Source organism: Micromonospora echinofusca (assembly GCF_017614955.1).
Classification (GTDB): domain Bacteria; phylum Actinomycetota; class Actinomycetes; order Mycobacteriales; family Micromonosporaceae; genus Micromonospora; species Micromonospora echinofusca_A.
In genome coordinates this window covers 1-883 of record NZ_WVUH01000691.1, presented here as the reverse complement: position 1 = coordinate 883, position 883 = coordinate 1, and the positions used below count along the sequence as shown (strand labels likewise).

The window sequence follows — 883 nt, the reverse complement described above, 5'->3', positions numbered from 1 at the left end:
CCCCCCACGCAGCCCCTCTACGGCGCGCCGCAGTCCGCCCCGCCGGGGTACGGCGTCCCGCAGTCGTCCCCGCCGACCCAGCCGATGTACGGCGCGCCGCAGTCCGCCCCGCCCGGCGGGCCGGTCTCCGGGGCGCCGGTGCCGGCGCAGCCCGGGTACCCGGGTGCCCCGATGTCCGGGGCGCCGTTCGGTGAGCCGATGTCCGGCCCGCCTGCGGCTGCCTACGGCGCACCGGCGACCGGTGGCGCGGGCAAGGGCCGTACCGCGTTGATCCTGGGCATCGTCGCCGGCCTGCTCTTCGTGCTCGGTGGCGTGATGACCGGGCTGTACCTGTCGAAGAGCAACGAACTGGAGCGGACCGAACGGCAGCTCACCGCCCAGGTCAAGGAGCGCGACACGACGATCGGCGCGAACACCAAGGAGATCGAGAAGCTCAAGACCGATCTCCAGTCGGCCAAGGACAAGCTGGAAGCCACCCAGCAGGACCTGACCGGTACGAAGAACGACCGGGACGAGCAGGCGCGGCAGAAGCAGGTCATCGCCAAGTGCCTGGACAAGCTGACCACGGCGCTCAGCGCGGCGGCGGCGAACAACCGGACGGCGTACAACGCCGCGATCAAGGACCTGGACAAGGTCTGCGACGAGGCCGAAAAGTACCTCTGACCGCCCCCTCCTCGTTGATCATGGAGTTGTGGTGCCCGGACGGGCCCCGTACGGGGTCTTTCGTCCCCACCACAACTCCATGATCGTTTTCGGGTGACGGGCTGGGTGGTGTTCCTCGGTTTGCGCCTGGTGGCGGGGTCAGCCGGTGGTGCCTCGGCGGGCGTCCGGTGGCGGAGTCAGCCAGTGGTGCCTCGGCGGGCGGCTGGTGGCAGGGTCAGCC

Annotated in this window: 1 protein-coding gene; it reads left to right on the top strand. The window is 70.8% G+C overall.

Features of this window, described 5'->3' with window-relative positions; translation table 11 throughout:
- A partial coding sequence (locus GSF22_RS33920; protein ID WP_244454622.1) for a hypothetical protein occupies window positions 1–663 on the top strand: 663 nt, incomplete at its 5' end.
- Between the last annotated feature and the right edge of the window lie 220 nt (window positions 664–883).